Source organism: Nocardia sp. NPDC002869 (assembly GCF_046764065.1).
In the GTDB taxonomy this organism is placed as follows: Bacteria; Actinomycetota; Actinomycetes; order Mycobacteriales; family Mycobacteriaceae; genus Nocardia; species Nocardia rhamnosiphila.
This window is the reverse complement of the sequence record NZ_JBKOOL010000143.1, coordinates 1-14,946: the sequence shown is the minus strand read 5'-3', so window position 1 is coordinate 14,946 and position 14,946 is coordinate 1. Positions and strand designations below refer to the sequence as shown.

General features: G+C 66.7%; 20 protein-coding genes. 16 read left to right on the top strand and 4 right to left on the bottom strand.

Going from position 1 to position 14,946, the window contains the following annotated elements; genetic code table 11:
• The coding region (locus ACLML9_RS22325) for a Fur family transcriptional regulator (protein ID WP_411947354.1) at positions 1-473 on the bottom strand (473 nt) is incomplete at its 3' end.
• Between the two features lie 15 nt (positions 474-488).
• Entirely contained in the window at positions 489-842 is a 354-nt protein-coding gene (locus ACLML9_RS22320) for an ArsR/SmtB family transcription factor (protein ID WP_030523140.1), read from the bottom strand.
• Positions 843-1,102: 260 nt separating this feature from the next.
• On the opposite strand from ACLML9_RS22320, the gene ACLML9_RS22315 reads away from it, so the two are divergent.
• From ACLML9_RS22315 to ACLML9_RS22305, 3 genes are all read left to right on the top strand, one after another.
• Positions 1,103-2,503 carry a glycine--tRNA ligase gene (locus ACLML9_RS22315; RefSeq protein ID WP_411947353.1) on the top strand — a complete coding sequence of 467 codons (1,401 nt, stop codon included), beginning with the start codon at positions 1,103-1,105 and terminating at the stop codon, positions 2,501-2,503.
• Positions 2,504-2,770: 267 nt separating this feature from the next.
• Entirely contained in the window at positions 2,771-3,448 is a 678-nt protein-coding gene (locus ACLML9_RS22310; protein WP_411947352.1) for an MBL fold metallo-hydrolase, read from the top strand.
• A gap of 85 nt (positions 3,449-3,533) precedes the next feature.
• Entirely contained in the window at positions 3,534-4,079 is a 546-nt protein-coding gene (locus tag ACLML9_RS22305) for an HD domain-containing protein (RefSeq protein WP_411947351.1), read from the top strand.
• Here ACLML9_RS22305 and ACLML9_RS22300 read toward each other — a convergent pair.
• Together ACLML9_RS22300 and ACLML9_RS22295 are read right to left on the bottom strand one after the other, a co-directional pair.
• Positions 4,072-4,542 (bottom strand): NUDIX hydrolase, encoded by a 471-nt coding sequence (locus ACLML9_RS22300; RefSeq protein WP_411947350.1) that lies wholly within the window; start codon positions 4,540-4,542, stop codon positions 4,072-4,074. The genes ACLML9_RS22305 and ACLML9_RS22300 overlap by 8 nt on opposite strands.
• A complete protein-coding gene (locus ACLML9_RS22295) occupies positions 4,539-5,294 on the bottom strand; it encodes a helix-turn-helix domain-containing protein (RefSeq protein ID WP_411947349.1) in 756 nt (251 codons plus the stop codon). The genes ACLML9_RS22300 and ACLML9_RS22295 overlap by 4 nt, the downstream gene beginning before the upstream one ends.
• Positions 5,295-5,437: 143 nt before the next feature.
• Between ACLML9_RS22295 and ACLML9_RS22290 the strand changes: the two genes are divergently transcribed.
• The 13 genes from ACLML9_RS22290 (at position 5,438) to ACLML9_RS22230 (ending at position 14,642) form a co-directional block, all read left to right on the top strand.
• Positions 5,438-5,668 (top strand): helix-turn-helix domain-containing protein, encoded by a 231-nt coding sequence (locus ACLML9_RS22290; RefSeq protein ID WP_411947348.1) that lies wholly within the window; start codon positions 5,438-5,440, stop codon positions 5,666-5,668.
• Positions 5,665-5,823, top strand: a complete 159-nt coding sequence (locus tag ACLML9_RS22285) for a hypothetical protein (protein WP_411947347.1) — start codon at positions 5,665-5,667, stop codon at positions 5,821-5,823. The genes ACLML9_RS22290 and ACLML9_RS22285 overlap by 4 nt, the downstream gene beginning before the upstream one ends.
• Before the next feature lie 145 nt (positions 5,824-5,968).
• On the top strand, positions 5,969-6,325 hold the full coding sequence (locus ACLML9_RS22280) for a hypothetical protein (protein WP_411947346.1): 357 nt from the start codon (positions 5,969-5,971) through the stop codon (positions 6,323-6,325).
• A gap of 334 nt (positions 6,326-6,659) precedes the next feature.
• Entirely contained in the window at positions 6,660-7,070 is a 411-nt protein-coding gene (locus ACLML9_RS22275; RefSeq protein ID WP_411947345.1) for an RRQRL motif-containing zinc-binding protein, read from the top strand.
• Positions 7,067-7,429, top strand: coding sequence for a hypothetical protein (locus ACLML9_RS22270; protein WP_411947344.1), 363 nt, complete (start codon positions 7,067-7,069; stop codon positions 7,427-7,429). Before ACLML9_RS22275 ends, ACLML9_RS22270 begins: the two co-directional genes overlap by 4 nt.
• A complete protein-coding gene (locus ACLML9_RS22265; RefSeq protein WP_411947343.1) occupies positions 7,426-8,232 on the top strand; it encodes a hypothetical protein in 807 nt (268 codons plus the stop codon). Before ACLML9_RS22270 ends, ACLML9_RS22265 begins: the two co-directional genes overlap by 4 nt.
• A 143-nt stretch (positions 8,233-8,375) precedes the next feature.
• Positions 8,376-10,355 carry a hypothetical protein gene (locus ACLML9_RS22260; protein WP_411947342.1) on the top strand — a complete coding sequence of 660 codons (1,980 nt, stop codon included), beginning with the start codon at positions 8,376-8,378 and terminating at the stop codon, positions 10,353-10,355.
• A gap of 20 nt (positions 10,356-10,375) precedes the next feature.
• A complete protein-coding gene (locus ACLML9_RS22255; protein WP_411947341.1) occupies positions 10,376-10,876 on the top strand; it encodes a hypothetical protein in 501 nt (166 codons plus the stop codon).
• Positions 10,877-10,946: 70 nt separating this feature from the next.
• Entirely contained in the window at positions 10,947-11,963 is a 1,017-nt protein-coding gene (locus tag ACLML9_RS22250; RefSeq protein WP_411947340.1) for a hypothetical protein, read from the top strand.
• Positions 11,960-12,946, top strand: coding sequence for a hypothetical protein (locus ACLML9_RS22245; protein WP_411947339.1), 987 nt, complete (start codon positions 11,960-11,962; stop codon positions 12,944-12,946). The genes ACLML9_RS22250 and ACLML9_RS22245 overlap by 4 nt, the downstream gene beginning before the upstream one ends.
• Positions 12,943-13,320, top strand: coding sequence for a hypothetical protein (locus tag ACLML9_RS22240; RefSeq protein ID WP_411947338.1), 378 nt, complete (start codon positions 12,943-12,945; stop codon positions 13,318-13,320). Before ACLML9_RS22245 ends, ACLML9_RS22240 begins: the two co-directional genes overlap by 4 nt.
• The gene (locus ACLML9_RS22235; RefSeq protein ID WP_411947337.1) at positions 13,317-14,153 is read left to right on the top strand and encodes a DUF2637 domain-containing protein; all 837 of its coding nucleotides are present in this window, start codon (positions 13,317-13,319) and stop codon (positions 14,151-14,153) included. The genes ACLML9_RS22240 and ACLML9_RS22235 overlap by 4 nt, the downstream gene beginning before the upstream one ends.
• Positions 14,154-14,186: 33 nt before the next feature.
• Positions 14,187-14,642 (top strand): hypothetical protein, encoded by a 456-nt coding sequence (locus tag ACLML9_RS22230; RefSeq protein ID WP_411947336.1) that lies wholly within the window; start codon positions 14,187-14,189, stop codon positions 14,640-14,642.
• Positions 14,643-14,946 lie beyond the last annotated feature (304 nt).

Sequence of the window (14,946 nt, the reverse complement as noted above, 5' to 3'; positions counted from 1 at the left end):
GTGGTAGCGGCCCTCGCCGTATTCGGAGGTTCTCCGGGGTGCTGGCCCCGGCCGACCGCGGAGCAGGAGTGGCAGGTTCCGAAGATCTCCAGCGTATGACTGACCTCGGTGAACCCGTGGCTGGAGGCGGTGCTGGCCGCCCATGCCTCCACGGTCGGTCCGGCGACCTCGACCGTGCGACCGCAGTGGCGGCACACCAGGTGGTGGTGATGGCCGGTCGAGCACTGCCGGTAGACGGATTCGCCGTTGTCGGTGCGCAGGACATCGACCATTCCGGCGTCGGCCAGTGATTGCAGAGTGCGGTAGACGGTGGTCAGTCCGATCCCCTCGCCGCGCCGGCGTAGCTCGTCGTGTAGCTCCTGAGCCGACCGGAACCTGTCGATGTCCTCCAGTAGCGAGGCGATCGCATTGCGTTGCCGCGTGGTGCGAATACCGACTGCTCTCTGTGTGGCGGTCCCTTTGCCGGTGACCAGGTTCTCGGACACGAATTACCCTTCTTCTTCGGCGTGCGCTACTGCGTCGACCACGATATGCGCCAGATGGTCGTCGACGAGTTCGTAGAGGACCTCCCGGCCCGATCGCTCACCATGTACCACCCCGGCCGATTTGAGAATCCGTAGATGCTGGCTGACCAGCGGTTGTGTAACGCCGAGGGCATCCACCAGCTCGTGCACACAGCGCGGCGACTCCCGCAGTTGTAGCACGATGGCGATGCGAACGGGTGCCGCGAGTGCGCGCAGTAGTTCTCCGGCGTTCTCCAGCACGGTCCGGGTGGGTATGGGGACCGGCGCGGGGGAGCGGTAGGGATTGTGCTGCCCGGCGGCGGCAGTGTCGGTTGTCATCGTCCACTCCTTATTGGAAACCGGTCCCATTTTGATATGCATGGGTATGCATGTCAAATATCCATGCCGATACGCACGCGAATCGTGCCCGCGCGGACCCGGCGGCGGTGCTCCGGGCGCGCGCGGGCTGCGGATGGGCCGGGCTCGCGGGCACCTACTAGGCTGTACCCGATCAGCCGTGCACGGCAGTGCAGCTACCGTGGGCAACTGCGATCACGTAGCCCGATCCGGGCAGCGTAACTACTGGCGATTCGTAGTGGATGGAGAATTCTCGCGTGGCACCCAAGTCGAAGGTGGACACCGTTGCCAACCTCGCCAAGCGCCGGGGCCTGGTGTACCCGTGCGGTGAGATCTACGGCGGTACCAAATCGGCGTGGGACTACGGTCCGCTGGGCGTCGAGCTCAAGGAGAACATCAAGAAGCAGTGGTGGCGGTCCATGGTCACCAGCCGCGAGGATGTGGTCGGTCTCGACTCGTCGGTGATCCTGCCGCGCCAGGTCTGGGTGGCCTCCGGCCATGTCGAGACCTTCTCCGATCCGCTCGTCGAATCCCTGCACACCCACAAGCGCTACCGGGCCGACCATCTGCTCGAAGCCTACGAAGCCAAACACGGCCACCCGCCGGTCAACGGACTCGCCGATATCAACGACCCGGAAACCGGCCAGCCCGGCAGCTGGACCGAGCCGAAGAACTTCTCCGGTCTGCTGAAAACGTACCTCGGCCCGGTGGACGACGAAGAGGGCCTGCACTACCTGCGCCCCGAGACCGCCCAGGGCATCTTCGTGAACTTCGCGAACGTGATGACCACCGCGCGCAAGAAGCCGCCGTTCGGTATCGCCCAGATCGGCAAGAGCTTCCGCAACGAGATCACCCCGGGCAACTTCATCTTCCGCACCCGCGAGTTCGAGCAGATGGAGATGGAGTTCTTCGTCAAGCCGGGCGAAGACGCCGAATGGCACAAGTACTGGATCGACACCCGCTTCTCCTGGTACACCGGCCTGGGTATCGACCCGGAGAACCTGCGCCTGTACGAGCACCCGAAAGAGAAGCTCTCGCACTACTCGGCCGGTACCACCGATATCGAGTACCGCTTCGGTTTCCAGGGCGGTGAATGGGGCGAACTGGAAGGTGTCGCCAACCGCACCGATTACGACCTGTCCACGCACGCCAAGCATTCCGGCGCGGAACTGAGCTACTACGACCAGACCACCGAGGAACGCTACGTCCCGTACGTGATCGAGCCGGCCGCCGGCCTCACCCGGTCGCTGATGGCATTCCTCGTCGACGCCTACGCCGAGGATCAGGCCCCGAACGCGAAGGGCGGTGTGGATACCCGCACGGTACTGCGCCTGGACCGTCGCCTTTCGCCGGTCAAGGCCGCAGTGCTGCCGCTGTCGCGCAACGCCGACCTCACCCCCAAGGCCAAGGACCTCGCCGCCCGGCTGCGCCAGCACTGGAACGTGGAGTTCGACGACGCCGGCGCCATCGGCCGCCGCTACCGCCGCCAGGACGAGATCGGCACTCCGTTCTGCATCACCGTCGATTTCGACACCCTCGACGACCAGGCCGTCACGGTGCGCGAACGCGACACCATGACCCAGGAGCGGATCGCCCTGGATCAGGTCGAAGGCTATTTGGCGCAACGACTCATCGGCTGCTGACCTGCGTTCCTTCCGCTCCTCGTTGTTTCCGCCGCCGCCCCGACCGGGGTTGTGCGTGAGCAGGAGCGGAAGGAGCGGGCCATACCCGACGACGACGCCGTCCGGCGGAACTCGACGCCATCGCCGACAGCCTGGCCGATCCGATGTCCACCGTCCCCGGTCTGGAAGACGACCGGCGCGAGCCACTGGCCGCTGTCGGCCTCGAAGACCGCGCGAGCAGCCGAGAGTCGGCCGGAAACCTACCCCGGTCCTCGCTAGCATCGGGGTGTGATCACCATCGATACCACCTACACCGGCCATGTCTCACCGGGTTCCGCGCCGCAGCGCCGCGAGGTCCCGGGTGCCCGGGTGACCAAGATGTCGGTCGGCCCGATGGACAACAACACCTACCTCGTCCAGTGCGCCGCCACTGGCGCCGCCCTGCTCATCGACGCGGCCAACGAGGCCGATCGGATCCTCGAGCTGGTCGAGCAGGAGACCACCGACGGGGTCGGCCTGATCGTCACCACCCACCAGCACGGCGACCACTGGCAGGCCCTCGAAGCCGTCGCCGCCGCCACAGGCGCTCCGACGGCGGCCCATTCCCTGGACGCCGACCCGCTTCCGGTACCGCCGCAGCGCATCCTGGCCGAAGGGGATTCCGTCACCGTCGGCGACCTTTCCCTCGAAGTGATCCATCTGGTCGGGCATACGCCGGGGTCGGTAACTCTCGCGCTCACCGACGGGTCCGGCCGGACCCACCTGTTCACCGGTGACTGCCTCTTTCCGGGGGGTCCTGGGCGGACAACAAATCCGGAGGACTTCAATTCGCTGTTCACCGGGTTGAACAGCAAGGTTTTCGACCGGTTCGGCGACGACACCGCTGTGTACCCCGGGCACGGAGATGACACCACACTCGGCGCCGAACGGCCACATCTGGCGGAGTGGCAGAGCCGGGGATGGTGAGCGGAGAACGGATTCCGGCGGGCCGGCCAACTCGGCTCGCCCGTTCACGGTGTCGTCTGTCGCCGCAGGTCGATACGGTCGCATTATGAGTGGCGGTGAGACTCCGGAATGGGCTGAAGGGCTGGCCCGAAAGCACCTGGCGCCGCTGCCCCGACGGTTGGCCCATGTGGAAGGGGTGGCCCGACAGGCTGCTCGCGCTGAAGAAGTGGTGGACGATCCAGCACTGCTGGTCGCCGCGGCGTGGCTGCACGATATCGGCTATGCGCCGGATATCGAGCGACTCGGGTTCCACCCGGTCGACGGCGCCGAGTTTCTGCGTGACCACGGAGTCAGCGATCGTCTGTGCGCCCTGATCGCCAATCACTCTTGCGCGTGCGTTGAGGCCCGACGCCGCGGAGTACAGATCGAGTGGCCCGACGAGGAAACAGAGCTCCGGGATGCCCTGTGGTGGGCCGATATGACCACGACGCCGACCGGCGGCACTACCGCGGTCCGTGAGCGGATTGCCGAGGTCCAGGCCCGATACGGACCCGAGCATGTTGTCGCTCAGTCGGTGGCGGAGGCCGCGCCGTACCTGCTCGGAGCGTCCGATCGGACGGAAGCCAGGCTCGGAGCCGCATCGCTCAAGTGAAGTACGGGCTGTCGGAGTCCTCGAGCCCTTTCCGAATCCTGAGCAAGATGGACGGGTGGATGTCCCGCTCGGACAACTCCGCCGGCCGGACCCATTCGACCTCCAAGGACTCCTCGCTTGTCTGCAGCTTGCCGCCGATCGGTTGTGCGCGGAAGCAGATGGAGAACTCTTGACGTACCTCGCCGTCGTCATAGGCGATGACATGCTCAGGGTTCGAAAAGACACCCACCAGCTCGGTCACATCGACCTCGATACCGGTCTCTTCGCGGACTTCTCGAACCACAGCTTGAGCCACCGTCTCGCCGGCCTCGAGACCGCCCCCGGGCACTGAGTACTTGCCGTTGTCGGAGCGTCGGATCAGTAAAATTCGGCCCTGGTCATCCTGAACGAGAGCGCTCACCGCCACCTTGATGCTGTTGGGTGCCGGTGCGGCCGGATCGTGGAAGTAGTCCGTTCTGCTCATGCTCGGTGCCTGAAATCGGCTTCGTAGCTCTCTGTCCAGACCTGCTCGAAGCTGGTGGTGTACGTCTCGAAGAGATCGGCCGCCGGGAGCTGCCGCAAATGAAGTGCCGGCGCGTAGGCTCCGGGCTGCCCGTAGACGTGCATGTTGACGATCATCTCGTCGTCGAATCTGAAGATCGAGTTGTAGAGCGTCGTCTTGTGGTATCGGATGTCGACCCCGTCAATTGCGGCGAGAGGTTCGATCAGCGCGAGCGCGTTCCGGCTCCGCGCGGGCACGGTCGCCGCCGCCAGCCGCTCTTCCGCGCTTCTCTTGGTCGCTTCGCCTTCGTCTGGATCACCGAAGAGCATTCGGACCTTCATGCCCTCACGCGTCTTCTGTTTGATCATCCGCGCGAACAACGGCTCTTCGGTGAGGAACAGCCCGGCGAGGACCAGGACGTCGATCTGCTCGGTCGCTTGCGACAGCAGACGCGTCCACAGGTCATGCGGGATCGCGCTCCGATGAGGATAGACGTTGATCACTTCTGACTGCGCTACCTCGGTGCGGCGTTCCGGCGCGAGCGCGTCGGGCCAGAGGTAGTTCTCGGTCTCGCGCACCATCGCGGCCAGCTTGTGCCGATGACGAGGGTACGGCGTTCGGCCCTTGGTGATCCATCGCTCGACTGTCTTCTCTTCGACTCCAACCTCAGCCGCGACGTCGGAGATATCCAGGCCATTGCGCAGAAGCGCCTCTCGCAACCGATCGTTCGGCATCTCAACTCCCAAGGGACGACTAGGGACGACTTAAGTGTATGCGAGACGTCCTCAGTCGTCCAGCTATGCGGTCATTGCGACGCCCGATTTCCCGAAAAGTAGCGGATTGCAAGGCATTTCCTACATTTCGAAGGAGAGCAACCGTGTCGCACAAGCACTTCGGTCAGGCCGGCGGGACCGACGCCCGCCGACTGATCAGCCTCAAGACGGCGGCCTCATTGGTCGACGTCGACGCGAAGACGATCCGCAACTGGATCCACGCCGGCCAGCTGCGCGGCTTCCGCGTCAACGGTCATCTGCTGCGGGTCAACCACGCCGAACTGCTGGCGCTGGTTCAGCCGGTGGCGGTGCCCTTCGCCGGGGAGGCGGAATGACCAGCCAGAAGAAAGCCGCCAGCCCGAGCCGGATCGATACCGATCGTCTGGCGGAGTACGTCGCAAAGGTAGTGGAGCAGGCGCCGCCTATCTCGGCAGTAGCGCGGGCCCGGCTGTCCGCCGTTCTCGGTAGCGGGGATCGGAGGGCTGCCTGATGCGTGCGCGGACATTCGGCCTCGCAGTCGCGGCCATCTCGGTTGGATTCGTAGTGCTGACGGCGCCTGAGGTTGTCGGGTTCACGGTAATGCTGCTCGGCGCGGTCGCGTTCTGGCGGATGCGCCCTCGGAAGGGGGTGCGGCGGTGAGCACCGAGCATGAGCGTGAGCCGTTCAACGATCCGGCGGAGCTGCTGGATGAGTTGGATGCGATCGCCAGTGAGCAGGAGTTGCTGCGGTTGCGGGTGGTGACGCTGGCGGCGCGGTATCGGGAGTTGGAGCCGTTCTCGGACCGGTTTGACAAGCCAGGTCCGGAGCCGTGGCGAACGGAGGAGTTCGGTTCCGTCAATCTCGAGTTCGCGGGCAAGAACCTCGCCGGCGCTGCGAGGGATATGGAGAACGTACAGAAGTACGGTCTTCGTCCTGCTCGGAAGCTTGCCGAGAAGGTCCGGGAGTACCAGCAGCATGAGCAGGCCGACCGGGAGCGGGGGCGGTCGCGGTGATCGGCCAGCAGAGCGGTCGGGACCCGCACGGGTACGGGCCCACTCACTACGACCGGGTGCGCGGTAGCCACACCTTGCAGAGCATGGCGGGACCGGAGTTCACGGGTACGGGTGCGGTGTTCGCCCCGGTCCGGGCACTTCCGATCGGTGCGCAGCTGGTTGTTTGGGCGGTTTTGATCCTGGTCGGGATGTGTGGTTGCACGGCGGCGTGGATTGATCAGCAGTCGTATGAGCCGTCGCCGAATGTGTGCCGGGTCGATCAGGTCCCGTATGCGGAGCAGTTGGGTTGTGTTCGGCCGGCGCCGCAGGTGCAGTCCCCGGTGGGGAGGCCGTGATGTCGGCCGAGCAGCAGTACCGGGCCGAGGTCCCGGTCTACTCGTGGCGGTGCGCCCCGGATCATTTGCGGACCCGGCGCCAGCTGGCGGCCGATGGCCTGCGCCCGAATGGGCAGGACATCGCGGGTGTGGTGGAGCGTCCTCGTCTTCGTGGGGAGCCGTTGACGGCCTACCTCTATGACATTCGGCTCGCCGCGGCGAAGCGGAAGGCGTCCCCGGCCCAGCTCGAAGCCTTGCAGCGGGCGACCCGGGAACGGCAGATGCGGGCGGCGGAGCGGCGCGGTGTCGACCGGGCGGAGTTGGCGACGGAGTTCGACCCGGGTCCTGCCTGGTCGGCGGGAAATGCGTTCGCGGGCTTGTCGGCGAATGCGTTCGCGGCCGGCCTGGAGCGTAAGGGGCTGAGCCGGTGACCCGCCGCCGGCCGAAGGCCGATCCGGTCCGTGAGCAGTCCCAGGCTCACGGGCAGCGAATGGTCCCGGTCAGCGAGTTGCCGCACTTGGCCGAGGCCGCCGCCCGCCGCGGCGAGTCGGATCGCAAGGTGCTGGTCGATCTGCCGGCGCCGCAGCAGGTCCGGACGCCGGGCCGGTCGGTGGGGCAGTGGCTGGGATCTGGGCAGGCGTTGCCGCCGGTCCCGCCGCAGTACCTGACCGAGGCCGATATCGCCGCCGCCGAGCAGGCGAAACAGAAATCCCAGTCCAGCAGCGCGTTCGAGGGTCTGTCGGCCAACGCGTTTGCGGCTGGGCGTGAGCAGAAAGGAATGAGCCGATGACGACGAGTCACCGTTTGGGCCCGGTCGACATGACGGTGTTGACGATTCTGGCCGAGCAGTACGGTGCGCCGCTGGATCGGGTGGCCGCCATGTTGGGCGCGTCGATGAAGAACACCTACCGCAAGACCGCTAAATGGCGCGCCGCGCACATGGTGTCGAGCCTGCGAGTCCGCCCGGTTCCCGGCCCGTCGTGGGTGTTCCCGACCCGCGCGGCGGTCGAGGCGCTGTTGCCGTTCTACGCCAAATACTGGACCCCGAGCCCGAAGATGGCCGCGCACGTGACCGCGGTGCTCGATGTCCGTTTGGCTCTGGTCGGCATGGACCTGGAGCGTTGGACCTCCGAGCGGGAATTGCGGTCCCAACTGGGCCCAACCAAAGCCGGTGTGTCCCGCCCCCACGTCCACGATGGCCGGTTCCTCGATAGTGAGGGCCGGTGGTGGGCGGTCGAGGTCGAGATGACCGCGAAGAACCAGGCCGCCGCCCGGGTCGCGGTGGCAAAAGCGATCGCGGAAGCCGCCGCCGCCGATTGTGCCGGCGTGCTCTACATCTGCGCCGATCCAGTGATCGCCACCGAATCCGGTCGGCGTAGCGACGAGATCCGCAACGTGGTCCGTTCGGCGGTGTCACACGCCCTGTCAGGTGCCGTGGACGGGCCGAAAGTGCGGGTTGCCGGATTGTCGGAGGTGCTGCCGAAGAAAGACGAGACCGCTTCGGCCGTTGTCCGGCCAGGTCTGACTGTGATCGAGGGCGGAGCCTCTGATCGCCGCGGCCAGGCCGACACCGGAAAGGCGGTGTCGTGGTGAGCACCGAATATTTCGCTCAGGGCACTCCGGATCCGGAATGCACCGCGATCCTGACGCCTACCGATTGCGGCCCGCACGCCTCCGTTATGCCGACCGTGCCGGTCGATCCTGCGGGGCAGCCCCAGGCCCCGCAGGACGGCCCAATGCCGGAGGTCGGCCCGTCGATGCCGGGTATCGATCCGGATGGGGAGTGGTTCAACTGGCTGGATCTGCCGGATTGGACGTGGGACGGCGTCGTGGACGGCACGGTGGTGACCGCGACTGGTCTCGTGTTCGTCCTGGTCCTGACCCTGCTGCTGCTGGTTCCGGCCATTCAGTTGGCGTGGACGCCGGGGAAGGTCCGGAACTGGACGTTGGCGTCGCTGATGGCGCTGCCAGGTGGGGCGATCGTGTTCGCAGGAATGGATCCGGCCGCACCGATCGAGCAGTTCCACACCGGCGCGTCGGAATTGTTGACCGGAAACCCGGTCCACGGCCTGTTGCTGATGGCGGTGCTGTTGGTGCCGGCGTCGTGGATCGCCGCGACTGCCGCGGTGACGAACCGGCGGGTCAAGGCGGCCACGAACGGGTTCCGGAGCCCGGTTCGCACGGAGCGGGTGTTGTGGGCGCAGGCGCAGCGGGAGCAGCGGGCCGCGGCGCGGTTGGCGCGGTATCGCCTTCCGTTCACGACCGGTGGGATGGATCCGCATCCGGTGTTCGGTCGGTTGGCGGTCGAGGAGACTCAGGCGCCGCCGACGAGCCGGTTCAGGGCGCTGACCGCGCGGACGGAGACGCGGTTGATCGTGCCGTGGATCAACATGCGCGAACACATGGTCTCCGTTGCATCCTCGGGTAAGGGCAAGACGACGCTGATGCATCGGGCGATCCTGTCGTGGTTCGTGACCGCGTGGATGCGGCACCGGCAGTGGTGGCGCGTCGACCGTCCTGGTCGGCCGTTGGTGATGGTCCTGGACTGCAACGGTGGCCCGGAGTCGGTGAAGTCGGCGCGGCAGCTGGAGCGGTGGATGCTCAAGCTCGGTGTCCCGGCCGAGCGGATCGGGATCTTCCCGTTGAACTGCCAGCTCGATATGTGGCAGATGCCGCGTGATGATATGCGCTCGGTGCTCTCGGCGATGATCTCCGGCGGTTCGACACCGACCACCGACACCGAGAAGTACTTCCACGAGATCCGCGAGAACCTGATCCACCTGATCGTGGATGCCCCGATGGAAGTGGTGGATCGGGAGCCGGTGGGGGAGAACCCGCCCCGGTCGTGGATGGAGTTCCTGTCCCGCTTCGACGGCAAAACCCTCGCGAAACTGTGGGGTGGAACGTTCGACCCGGGCAAGAACGCTGCGGGCTGGGCTGGTGTGGTCGGTGCGGATCTGAAGATCTCGGCGTGCATGCAGGGCGAGCAGCCCGTGCTGACTTCGGCGCTGGCCGAGTTCTCCAACCTCTATCGGTCACTTGGGGATGCGTTCGACGGGGACAAGCAGCTCACCGACTATGACGCGTTGTATGTCGTGCTCGAAGGTGTGACCACCCCGGACCGGGCCCGTAGCCAGTTCGGTGCGTTGGGGTGCATGTTCGAGCAGCTGGCGAACAAGGACCACGGTCGCGAATCCCTCCTTGCGGTGGACGAGTTCTCCGCGGTGTCCGACGGTAAAACCCGCGCCGACAAGTGGGTGATGCGGCTGCGCAAGGCCAAGATCGGCACCTGGTGGTTCGCCCAGGACTGGAACGGTCTCGGCCACGACGACGAACAGCGCGAATCGCTGGTTGCCGCCGGATCCGGAGGTGCTGTCCTGGGTGGTCAGCAGCGCGGGGAGAAGCTCGCCGAAACCTTCGGGACGAAGAAGGGTTTCGACCTGTCCCGCAAGCTCGTCGGCGGCTCCGTCGCAGGTGATGAGGGCAATATCCAGGCCCACGACAAATTCCTGATCGATCCGAATCGACTGCGCCGCATGGACAAAGGCGACATCGTCCACGTCGCCAACGGCCGCGCTCGCTGGGGCCGCGTCTCCCCACTCGACGAGGCCACCTACAACGCCCTGCGCCCGCTGCCCGGCCTGGACCGATTCACCGAACCCACCCCTGAGCAGGTGGCGCCGGTGATCGACCTGACCAAGCGCCGCCCGGCCTGACACGAGAGGAGAAACCCGTCATGGCCATACCGAATTTCAACCCCGAAGACCACGGCGAAGAGATCACCGCCGCCTCCGCCGCCCGGCGGGCCCACGAGGCCGACGTACTCGCCGCGATGACCGCAGACCTGGAAGGCAGCACCGCCGCCAAACTCGCCGCCCACCTGGTCCCCGTCGTCCCCGACGGCGGCACCATCGGCCGCCAACTCACCCCACACGTCACCCAGGCCGCGAAAACCCGCGACTGGTTGCGTGTCTGGGCTCCCGCGATCGGCGCGACCGGTGTATTCGCCGCGGCGGTGGTGGTGCTGCCGGTGACCGGGCCGCTCGCGGTGTATGGCGTCGGGATCGTCGGGTTCGGGTGGTGGCATTCCGCCGGCCGTCCCGGCCCGGCCGAGTCGATTCGGATGCTCGCCTACACCGTCACCGACGCCTACGCCCGCATCCGGGCATGGGTGGCGCGGTTGACCGCCCGTCGCGCCGCCTACGAGGCCCGGCGTACCGGAGGAAAGGAGGACTGAACCACCTGAGTGCGATCAGAAATTACCCCGCGAATTCCCCGAGAAAAACCAGAGAAAAAGGAGCACCAAAATGTCTGAACGCCCTGTTGAGGACGAGATTATGGACGAGGCCCGCAAGTTCGGGCACTCGATGGCCCACCTGATGCGCCAGCACGCCCAGGCCCGCGGGTGGTGGGAGCAGCGCAAGGTGCGCCGCGAGATCTCGCTGGTGATGCGGCAGCAGCGCCGTGCCGAGCAGGCCGAACGCGCACATCACCTGTCCTACACCTCGCAGATGATCCACCGCTACCAGATCGCGGCCCAGGCCCGGACCGAACGATCCTTCGACCCGCGGGTCGGTGCCGAGCAGCAGCGCCGCGACGCCGAGGCCGATGCCCGCCATCTCGACGAGTTGCGGGAGCGGATCGTCGCCAACACTCGCCTGACCCAGGTGGAGCGCGGTATCGCGCTCGATTGCCTGGAAACAGCGCGGATGTGGCCCCACGGCAAGGTCAAAACCCCGGAACTGCTGGCACGGGCGCCAAAGGTCCGCGGCCTGGACGCACTGCGGTACCGGGCCCGGCTGGCTCGGGAGTCCGCCTGGATCGAGCAGCGCCGCCGTGAACGCGAAACGAGCCGGAAAGCGCCGCAGCCAACCAGCCAGCGGGCCGAGGCTGTCCAGCATGCTCGGCCGGCGACGCCCGCCCGGACCGGTTGGGAGCCCGATTGGATGCCGGTCCTGGTCGAGAACGGCCGTGTGTCCGAGCCTTCGGCTCGGCAGGATCCGGCTTTCGCGGAGATGGCTTCGCTCAAGCAGCGGCACCACCTCTCGATAGAGCACAACGCCGATCTGGCCGAGCGCAACTCTGCCTTGACTCGGCAGCTGACTGCGATGGCGGCCGAACGGGACCAGTACCGGCAGGAACGCGACGAAGCAGTCCAGAAGCTCGTTGGCCGCACTCCGGCTCAGGACCGTCTCGGGAGCCCGGAGCGGATCGCCGAGGAGCTGAAGAACCAGAACACGCAGGCCACCACTCACAACGCATTCGCGGGTCTGTCGACCAACGCGTTCGCGGCCGGCCGCGAGAAGAACGGAATGCACCGATGACCACCGACCAGAAGCAGCAGACAACGCCCAGCCCGGCGGATCCGGCGTACTACGCCGCGCGCGGCGTAACCAACGAGATCGAGCAGCAGATGCGTGCCGACGCGGTGCGTGCTGTGCAGTTGCGGGACCAGGGGTTACGCGCCGAGAAGCGTGGCGAATACCGGAAAAAGTTCGGTCAGGCTGATGCGCTGCACTCCCAGTGGGAGCACCACGATTCCGCGCAGGTGCGGGTGGACTGGGAGTACCTGACTGATGCCCGCGCCGATTGGCGCCACAGCCCCGGCACCATGGAGCGCCTGTATGAGCAGGTAATGATCGACCGGGTTGATGGCGTCACCTCGGGAATGAGCCCGGTGGAGTGGCGGTCCCAGCGGCAAGCCCGAGAGATGGCCGGCCGAGGACAGTGGCCCCAGGTTCAGGAAGCGTTCGGTACTCGGCCCTGGAACATCCACCCGATGGATCCGCGAAGCGCGGAGTACTGGGCAGACACGTCGGCGAGCTGGGGTGAGCAGCTGATGCGGGCGGACTTTGCCCACGTGCATCTGCTGGACCGGCAGCGTGGCGAGACTTCCACCGACCGCGAGTATGTGCAGGTCACCGAGTGGATGCACGCGGTCAGCGAGCCATGGATCACGCGCACCGATGAATTTGGAGAAACCTGGCGGGACATGCGTGGAATGTCCGCCCACTACCGCGAAGCCCACAGCGAAGAGGCCATTGACCGGCTCGCCCGGCAGTACCGGTCTATTGCCCGCGATATCGACGATCCCCTGTTCAGCCGCAGTGTCGAGCAGGTCCACCACCTGGGCCGAGCGTCCCTCGCGACGGAATCCTCCGTGGACTCCAGCCGCAACCCGTCGGTGCCGGCGTCCTCAGCTCGCGCCGCGGCGCGGACTGCCGAACTCGCCCGCGGCAACGCGTTCGCAGGTTTGTCGACCAACGCGTTCGACGGCGGGCCGGCACGAAAAGGGCTGGCCCGATGACCGCGATCGAGGTCCGTCAGCAGTCCCAGGCTGACGGATTCGAACCGCTGCGGCCCTACGGTCAGCCGAGCACCGATCAGGGCGGTGATCTGGAGGCCCGGTTGACTGCGGCCAACCAGCGCGCGGCCGAACTGGAAGAGCGCCTGGCGGCGATGACGGCTCAGCTCGACGCCGCGGAACACCGCGCCGCCCGGCTGGAGGCCCGTAACCGAGAGCTTGCCAGCGATCTTGACGACGCCCTCGATCTGGCGTCCGAGCACGCACTGACCGCCGACCACGAGCGGCTCATCCCGCAGCCGCGCTACTGCAACAACGCGTTCGCCGGTCTGTCGACCAACGCGTTCACCAATTCCCGAGGAGGTATACAGCGATGAGCGACACTCTGTCGCGCACCCACGCAGGGGCGTCGTCCACTGTCGCCGGAGAACCCCGCACCAGTAAACGGGTGTCGCCTCAGCCGTCGGCGACGGCGTGGAACGTTGCCGAGGTTGTCGCCTTGCTGTCGCTGGCGGCGGTGTCGATCGCGGCGTTCTCGTGGTCGGCGATCGCCTTGCACGGGGTCGCGATGATGGCCGGCATTCCTTCCGGATTGGCGTGGGGTGCCCCGGTGATAGTGGACGGACCGATCTTGCAGGCCGCTTTCGCGCTGGTCGCCCTCAACCGGCGCGAGAGCGCGGGGGTGGTGATCCCGAAGGCCACCCGCCGGTTCTTCTGGGCCGAACTCGCCGCCGCTGAGCTGCTATCTCTTTTCGGAAACGGCGTCCACGCCTGGACCGCAGACGGCCTGAAACTGCCCCAGCTGGCCGCCGCCGCGGTCGCCGGCGCCGCCCCGGTCGCCGCGCTCGCGGTCACCCACGCGCTGACCGCGCTGATGGAGGTCCCCCGCGCCCCCGAAGCGCAGGCAACACCGGCCGTCGCCGAGACGACACCACGCGACACCAGAGCGACACCGGCCGATATCGAGGCAACAGCCCCCGAACAGGAAGCAACACCGGCCGTCGCGGACGCGACACCCGACCGCGACAGCGAGATCTGGCGGCTACACCGAGAGGGCCTGTCCTACCGCGAAATCGCCCCGATCGTCGGCGTGCACTTCGGCACTGTCGGCAAGATCGTCGCCCGCCTCAAAGCCGAAGACGACGCCCTCACCGTCGCGTCCCTGGCGCTGCCGGCAGCGCCCGAAAACGTCCGGCAGATCGCCGGATAACCCAACCCATCAAGTAACCAAGGAGTAACTGTCATGTCATGGATCATGTCCGACGAGCCCAAGGTGATCCGGAGCGCGTTCGGTAAGAACGACCGGCCCGGCGCCACCGTCACCGGCCTGGTGCTCTCCCAAGAGCTGACCAGCCAGAAGGACCCGAAAACCGGGAAACCGAAGCTCCGCGGCGGCCAGGAGGTCATGCAGCTGGAGGTGGTGATACTGACCGAGCAGCGCACCGACGCCGACGACGACGGCGCCCGGAAACTATTCGTGCGCGGCAACCTGCAGAAGGCGATCAAGGCGGCGATCCTCGCGGCCGGCGACGACGATCTGCGCAACGGCGCCCGGATCTCAGTGCAGTACACCGGCACCGGGCAGGCGTTCAGCGCCGACTACGCACCGCCGAAGCTGTATCGGGCGAAGTACGAGCCGCCCACCGACGACAGCCTCGCCGAAGTCGCCGCCTACCTGGGCCAGGACGACGACGAGTAACCCTCGTATCGAATCCTGACCAGTAAGAAAGCCCCTGCCGAGTCCCAGTCGGCAGGGGCTTCCGCATGTCCGGAACCGGACGAACCGACCGGACACGACCATTGTCGCCCACGCTGGGACCGCAGCAGGCGCGGGTTGTTCTGCTCCTGGCCGGGGCGCGTGCGCCCCTCTACGGGCAGGCCCCCGGCCTGCCCGTTAAAGCCTGCTCTTCGCGCGTAGAGGCTCCGGGGTCAAGGGTGGCCGCAGGCCATCGCCGAAGGCGACGCGAAGCGCCCTTGAAGCTGGAGGGGCGCGCGAACACAAT

Excerpts from the sequence above, each read along its gene's own strand:
- ACLML9_RS22250 (WP_411947340.1), top strand. The coding sequence starts at position 10,947 with ATGTCTGAACGCCCTGTTGAGGACGAGATTATGGACGAGGCCCGCAAG.
- ACLML9_RS22300 (WP_411947350.1), bottom strand. The coding sequence starts at position 4,542 with ATGAGCAGAACGGACTACTTCCACGATCCGGCCGCACCGGCACCCAAC.
- ACLML9_RS22315 (WP_411947353.1), top strand. The coding sequence starts at position 1,103 with ATGGAGAATTCTCGCGTGGCACCCAAGTCGAAGGTGGACACCGTTGCC.
- ACLML9_RS22285 (WP_411947347.1), top strand. The coding sequence starts at position 5,665 with ATGACCAGCCAGAAGAAAGCCGCCAGCCCGAGCCGGATCGATACCGAT.
- ACLML9_RS22260 (WP_411947342.1), top strand. The coding sequence starts at position 8,376 with ATGCCGGAGGTCGGCCCGTCGATGCCGGGTATCGATCCGGATGGGGAG.
- ACLML9_RS22320 (WP_030523140.1), bottom strand. The coding sequence starts at position 842 with ATGACAACCGACACTGCCGCCGCCGGGCAGCACAATCCCTACCGCTCC.
- ACLML9_RS22265 (WP_411947343.1), top strand. The coding sequence starts at position 7,426 with ATGACGACGAGTCACCGTTTGGGCCCGGTCGACATGACGGTGTTGACG.
- ACLML9_RS22305 (WP_411947351.1), top strand. The coding sequence starts at position 3,534 with ATGAGTGGCGGTGAGACTCCGGAATGGGCTGAAGGGCTGGCCCGAAAG.
- ACLML9_RS22235 (WP_411947337.1), top strand. The coding sequence starts at position 13,317 with ATGAGCGACACTCTGTCGCGCACCCACGCAGGGGCGTCGTCCACTGTC.
- ACLML9_RS22240 (WP_411947338.1), top strand. The coding sequence starts at position 12,943 with ATGACCGCGATCGAGGTCCGTCAGCAGTCCCAGGCTGACGGATTCGAA.
- ACLML9_RS22230 (WP_411947336.1), top strand. The coding sequence starts at position 14,187 with ATGTCATGGATCATGTCCGACGAGCCCAAGGTGATCCGGAGCGCGTTC.
- ACLML9_RS22275 (WP_411947345.1), top strand. The coding sequence starts at position 6,660 with ATGTCGGCCGAGCAGCAGTACCGGGCCGAGGTCCCGGTCTACTCGTGG.
- ACLML9_RS22245 (WP_411947339.1), top strand. The coding sequence starts at position 11,960 with ATGACCACCGACCAGAAGCAGCAGACAACGCCCAGCCCGGCGGATCCG.
- ACLML9_RS22255 (WP_411947341.1), top strand. The coding sequence starts at position 10,376 with ATGGCCATACCGAATTTCAACCCCGAAGACCACGGCGAAGAGATCACC.
- ACLML9_RS22295 (WP_411947349.1), bottom strand. The coding sequence starts at position 5,294 with ATGCCGAACGATCGGTTGCGAGAGGCGCTTCTGCGCAATGGCCTGGAT.